This window comes from Microbacterium sp. (genome assembly GCF_011620715.1).
GTDB lineage: Bacteria > Actinomycetota > Actinomycetes > Actinomycetales > Microbacteriaceae > Microbacterium.
In genome coordinates, this window is sequence record NZ_WOYP01000118.1 from 1 (window position 1) to 5,348 (window position 5,348).

Consider the following 5,348-nt stretch of genomic DNA (forward strand, 5'->3'; position numbering starts at 1 on the left):
CTAGCGCACCTGCGCGCTGATCACGCTCATGACGGCTGTGTCGGCGAGGGTCGTGGTGTCGCCCACTTCGCGACCCTCTGCCACATCTCGCAGCAGCCGGCGCATGATCTTGCCGGATCGGGTCTTGGGAAGTTCCTCGACGATGTACACGTCGCGAGGACGTGCGATCGGACCGATCTGCTCACTCACCCACGCCCGCAGCGCCTGGGCGAGCCCGTCGGCGGAGTGTGCGGCGAGATAGCTCTGCTTGATGATCACGAAGGCCGCGACCGCCTGGCCGGTCGTCTCATCCGACGCGCCCACCACAGCGGCCTCGGCGACCGCCTCGTTCGCGACCAGAGCCGATTCGATCTCGGCCGTCGACAGGCGGTGGCCCGACACGTTCATGACGTCGTCGACCCGGCCGAGCAGCCAGACGTCCCCATCGTCGTCGAGTCGCGCTCCGTCTCCGGCGAAGTAATACCCCTGGGACGCGAACTTGTCCCAGTACGTCTCCCTGTACCGCTCGGGGTCGCCCCAGATTCCGCGGAGCATGCTCGGCCACGGCTCGGTGACCACGAGCAGCCCGCCGTTGCCGTTCCCGACATGCACGCCGTCGTCGTCGACCACTTCGATCGACACACCGGGCAGCGGCACCTGCGCGCTGCCCGGCTTGGTCTCGGTGACCCCCGGGAGGGCCGAGATCATGATCGCGCCCGTCTCGGTCTGCCACCAGGTGTCGACGATCGGGGCGACCTTGCCGCCGACGATCTTGCGGTACCACATCCACGCTTCGGGGTTGATGGGTTCGCCGACCGAGCCGAGAAGGCGCAGCGACGACAGGTTGTACTGCTCCGGGATGGCGCGGCCGAGCTTCATGAAGGAGCGGATGGCGGTGGGCGCGGTGTAGAGGATCGACACGGCGTACTTCTGGATGATCTCCCACCACCGCCCTGGATGCGGCGTGTCGGGCGTACCCTCGTAGAGCACCTGCGTCGCCCCATTGGACAGCGGGCCGTAGGTGACATAGCTGTGGCCGGTGATCCAGCCGATGTCCGCGGTGCACCAGTAGACGTCCGTCTCGGGATGCAGGTCGTGGACGACCTTGTTGCTGAAGGTCGCCTGGGTGAGGTAGCCACCGGAGGTGTGCATGATGCCCTTGGGCTTTCCCGTCGTGCCGGAGGTGTAGAGGATGAACAGCGGCGTCTCGGCGGGGAACGCCCGGGCCTCGTGGTCGGCGGATGCCTGCGGCACGACGTCATGCCACCAGATGTCACGACCTTCGGTCCACTCGACGGTGTTGCCTCCGCGCCGGACGACCAGCACGTTCTCAACGGTCTCCTGCACACCCGAGCCGTTGCGATCGGCCAGGGCCATGTCGACGGCGGGCTTGAGCGGGCTCACCTTTCCCTTGCGGTACCCGCCGTCCGCCGTGATGACCAGCTTCGCGCCGGCATCGTCGATGCGGGTGCGCAGGCTGTCGGCGGAGAACCCGCCGAACACCACGGAGTGGATCGCACCCAGGCGCGCCACGGCGAGCATCGCCGCGATCGCCTCAGGGATCATCGGCATGTAGATCGCCACCCGGTCGCCCTCGCCGATGCCGAGTCCCTCGAGCACATTCGCGAGGCGCTTCACCTCGTCCGTCAGCGCGGCGTAGGTCACATGGCGAGAATCGCCCGGCTCGCCCTCCCACAGCAGCGCGACGCGGTCGCCGTTGCCGGCTTCGACGTGACGGTCGAGGCAGTTGTACGCGACGTTGAGCTCGCCGTCGGCGAACCAGGTCGCGAACGGCGGGTTGGACCAGTCGAGCACTTGCGTGAACGGGGTGTGCCAGTGCAGCTCGCGCGCCTGCTCGGCCCAGAAGGCCGTGCTGTCCGCCGCCGCGCTCGCATACAGGGCTCGTGTCCCCACGGCATTCGCGGCGAAGCCTGTGGGCGGAGAGAACCGGCGGTCCTCGTTGAGTAGGTGATCGATCTGGCTGCTCATGCGCGCTCCTTCGCGGGCCGTTCCCGGGCGGCCGGGTCAGCAGACCCCCCGCTACGACACCGTAAACCCATCCAGTGCCTTGTGGCCTCACTGCCTCCGATAGCGGGTGGCGGAGCTGACCCGGACACACGGAGCCGGACCCGGCCGATACATCGGCAACGGCGTGGTGAGCTTGTTTGGACGGTCCCCTGATCTTGCGTATGCTCTTCACCGGCCGAACATTCGATTCTGGCATTGCGGCACCCGCCCCACCCCCGAACTGCGGTGTCGCGCGGGGCGGCATCCCATTCCCCCCATGGGATGCCGCCCTCTTCGTCTCCGCCGGCTCCTCCCCAGGCGAACCCGTGCGATCGGCTTCCCGCCGGTGCACCGGAAGCCGCCTCGCGCGGAGCGTCGTGCCCTAGCTTCGACGCATGACCGAACGCTTCGTCGTCCAGCCGCGCGCCGCGGCCACCGGCGCAGCCGGTCACCGCCTGCGCGAGGCGCCGACGCCGACGTCCGCGCAGGCAGCCGCGGCGGAGCCGGTGGCGGTCCGGGTGCTGCCGGACCGGCATCCCGTCCTGGAGCCACTGGCTCGGTACATCGACGATCCCGATGTGACCGACCTGTTCATCAACGGCGCGAGCGGCCTGTTCGTCGATCGAGGGCGCGGGGCCTGGCCCGCTCCCGAGTGGCGTGCGCGCGAAGAGGATGTGCGCGACCTCGCCGTCGCGCTCATCGGGCTCGGCGGTCGCCACATCGATGACGCGACACCGTGCGTGGACGTCCGGCTGGAGGGCGGCATCCGTGTCCATGCGGTACTGCCGCCGGTCGCAGCGGAGGGCACCGCGATCTCGATCCGCGTTCCGCGCCTGGACAGCCCCGACCTGGCCGAGCTCGAGTCCCGGGGCATGTTCGACGCTGCCACTGGGCGGTGGCTCGAGGATGCCGTCACCCGGCGCGAGAACCTCCTCATCACGGGTGCCGCGGGCGCCGGAAAGACCACGCTGCTGGCCGCCCTGCTCGGGTGTGCGCCGGCATCGGACCGGATCGTCACGATCGAAGACGTCGCCGAGCTGCGTCTCTCGCATCCGCACCATGTGCGCCTCGAGGCGCGACAGGCCAACCTCGAGGGAGCCGGGGCGATCGGCCTGCCGCGGCTCGTGCGCGAGGCGCTGCGGATGCGGCCCGACCGGCTCGTGGTGGGGGAGTGCCGCGGAGAAGAGGTGCGGGAGCTGCTGTCCGCACTGAACACCGGCCACGACGGCGGTGCGGGCACGCTGCACGCGAACGGCCTGCACGACGTCCCCGCCCGGCTCGAGGCATTGGGCGCGCTCGCCGGGCTCGACGATCGGGCGCTGGCCCGCCAAGTCGCCAGCGCGATCGGCTGCGTACTGCACATCGATCGCGCAGAGGACGGTACGCGCCGGCTCGCCGCCGCAGGGCGTCCCGTGATCGCGCCGACCGGGCGCCTGAAGATCGAGGAGCTGCCGTGGCCGGCCCGGTGAGCTCCTCCGCGATCGCCGACTCCGTGCTGCGGCTTGCGGTGCTGCTCCAGGCCGGCATCGCACCGGCGCGAGCGTGGGCATATCTCGCCGAGGCGGGCGACGAACCGGCCGTGCGGGTCTGCGCGGCGGTCGAGCGGGGGATGCCGCTGCCCGCGGCGATTGCAAGCGCCGGCGTGCCGTCGATCCCGCAGCGCAGACTCAGATCCCGGCGGGCCGGACATGACTCCGGGCAGACCCGATGGAGCGATGTCGCAGCCGCCTGGCAGGTCGCGGCCGCAGTGGGCGCGCCGCTGGCCGAGAGCCTGCGCGCGCTTTCCGCCGCGCTCCGCGACGCTCAGGAGGCCGCGGACGACGTGCGAGTGGCGCTGGCGGAGCCGGCGGCCACCGCGAAGCTCATGGGATGGCTGCCTCTGGTCGCGGTGCTTCTTGGCGTCGCGCTCGGTTTCGACACGTTCGGCACCCTGATGGGCAGCCCGATCGGCCTCGCCTGCCTGGTCGCCGGCGCGGCTCTCATCGTCGGTGCACAGCGCTGGAACGCGGCACTGGTCGGGCGTGCCCGCGCGGCCGGCGGCATTCCCGGCCTGGACGCGGAGATGCTCGCGATCGCCTTGAGCGGGGGCGTGTCGATCGACCGCGCCCGCCGCCTCGTGCTCGAGGCGACGGGCGCGACGCCGGATGCCGCGACCGACGCCGTGCTGGACCTCTCCCGCACCGCCGGGGTGCCCGCGGTCGAACTCCTGCGGGCAACCTCGACCCTTGCCCGCCACCGTGCTCGGATCGACGGGCGACTACGGGCGGCACACCTTGCGACGCGCCTTCTCCTTCCGCTCGGGGTCTGCACGCTCCCGGCCTTTCTCCTGCTCGGGGTCGCGCCCATGCTGCTGAGCGTCATGACCTCCGTGCGCCTGCCCCTCTGACCGTGCCCAACACTCGTGCCCACCGACCGTGCCCACCGACCGTGGAAGGAACACCCATGTCACTGCCTCCGCTCACCCGCCGCCGCGCTGCCCGCCTCTTCGTGGACGACACCGGCGCCGCCACCGCCGAATATGCGATCGCCACGATGGCGGCCGTAGCGTTCGCCGGACTTCTGGTCGTGATCATGCGCTCTGATGAGGTCCGCGGAATCCTGACGGATCTGGTTCGTCGCGCACTGACGGTCGCATGATCCGGCGCGGATTCGGCGACGACCGCGGATCGGTCGTCGCCGAGTTCGCCGTCGCGCTGCCCGCGGTCGCGCTCGTGCTCCTGCTCGGCGCTGGAAGTCTCGGTGCGTGCGCGCGGCAGGTGCGGTTGCAGGATGCCGCGGCCGACGCGGCCCGGCTCATCGCCCGCGACGATGCCGAGGTGCGCGCATGGGCTGTCGTCGAGTATGCGGTCCCGGGGGCGTCCGCGGTGACCGAACGCCGTGGTGACCTGGTCTGCGTCACCGCCTCGGCTTCCGCGAGCGTCCTGCCGGTCGCGCTCAGCGCCACCAGCTGCGCACTCGACGGCGGACTGTGATGGCCGGCACGATCCTGACGGTCGGTGTCGTCGTGTGCACCGCCACCCTCTCTCTCGCCTTCACGACGGCGGGTGCCGCCGCGGTGTTCTCGCAGAGACTGGCGGGTGCGGCTGACGCAGCCGCGCTCGCGGCGGCGGATGCGGCATCCGGTCTCGTCGACGGCGCTCCTTGTGATCGCGCGGCCGAAGTCGCCGCCGCGGCGGGCGCCGACGTGAGCGTCTGCGACCTCGACGGGCTCATCGCCACGGTGACCGTCTCGGCGACCTTCGTGCGGTTCGCGACGACGGCTTCGGCCCGAGCGGGGCCGCCGGGGTAGGCCGGGGGTCTGGGGCGGAGCCCCAGTGTGGGCGCGCGTCAGCAAGCCGGGGGTCTGGGGCGGAGCCCCAGTG

General features: G+C 71.2%; 6 protein-coding genes. 5 read left to right on the plus strand and 1 reads right to left on the minus strand.

The genetic code is table 11. The features are described from left to right. Nucleotides 1-1,968: an acetate--CoA ligase gene (gene acs / locus QZV84_RS10870; protein ID WP_292829333.1), complete on the minus strand. Its 1,968-nt coding sequence runs from the start codon at nt 1,966-1,968 to the stop codon at nt 1-3. A 413-nt stretch (nt 1,969-2,381) separates the two neighbouring features. Between acs and QZV84_RS10875 the strand changes: the two genes are divergently transcribed. Genes QZV84_RS10875 through QZV84_RS10895 form a run of 5 tightly spaced genes read left to right on the plus strand, consistent with a single transcriptional unit; the run spans nt 2,382 to nt 5,275 of the window. Further along, entirely contained in the window at nt 2,382-3,455 is a 1,074-nt protein-coding gene (locus QZV84_RS10875) for a TadA family conjugal transfer-associated ATPase (protein WP_292829335.1), read from the plus strand. Further along, the gene (locus tag QZV84_RS10880) at nt 3,440-4,372 is read left to right on the plus strand and encodes a type II secretion system F family protein (protein ID WP_292829337.1); all 933 of its coding nucleotides are present in this window, start codon (nt 3,440-3,442) and stop codon (nt 4,370-4,372) included. Before QZV84_RS10875 ends, QZV84_RS10880 begins: the two co-directional genes overlap by 16 nt. A gap of 56 nt (nt 4,373-4,428) precedes the next feature. Continuing rightward, the gene (locus QZV84_RS10885; RefSeq protein ID WP_292829339.1) at nt 4,429-4,623 is read left to right on the plus strand and encodes a DUF4244 domain-containing protein; all 195 of its coding nucleotides are present in this window, start codon (nt 4,429-4,431) and stop codon (nt 4,621-4,623) included. Next, entirely contained in the window at nt 4,620-4,958 is a 339-nt protein-coding gene (locus QZV84_RS10890) for a TadE family type IV pilus minor pilin (RefSeq protein WP_292829341.1), read from the plus strand. Before QZV84_RS10885 ends, QZV84_RS10890 begins: the two co-directional genes overlap by 4 nt. After that, nucleotides 4,958-5,275 carry an Rv3654c family TadE-like protein gene (locus QZV84_RS10895; RefSeq protein ID WP_292829343.1) on the plus strand — a complete coding sequence of 106 codons (318 nt, stop codon included), beginning with the start codon at nt 4,958-4,960 and terminating at the stop codon, nt 5,273-5,275. The genes QZV84_RS10890 and QZV84_RS10895 overlap by 1 nt, the downstream gene beginning before the upstream one ends. The last annotated feature ends 73 nt before the right edge of the window (nt 5,276-5,348 follow it).

What these genes read in the sequence shown, in the direction of transcription:
- acs (WP_292829333.1), bottom strand. Translation starts at nt 1,968, where the DNA reads ATGAGCAGCCAGATCGATCACCTACTCAACGAGGACCGCCGGTTCTCT.
- QZV84_RS10875 (WP_292829335.1), top strand. Translation starts at nt 2,382, where the DNA reads ATGACCGAACGCTTCGTCGTCCAGCCGCGCGCCGCGGCCACCGGCGCA.
- QZV84_RS10885 (WP_292829339.1), top strand. Translation starts at nt 4,429, where the DNA reads ATGTCACTGCCTCCGCTCACCCGCCGCCGCGCTGCCCGCCTCTTCGTG.
- QZV84_RS10890 (WP_292829341.1), top strand. Translation starts at nt 4,620, where the DNA reads ATGATCCGGCGCGGATTCGGCGACGACCGCGGATCGGTCGTCGCCGAG.
- QZV84_RS10895 (WP_292829343.1), top strand. Translation starts at nt 4,958, where the DNA reads ATGGCCGGCACGATCCTGACGGTCGGTGTCGTCGTGTGCACCGCCACC.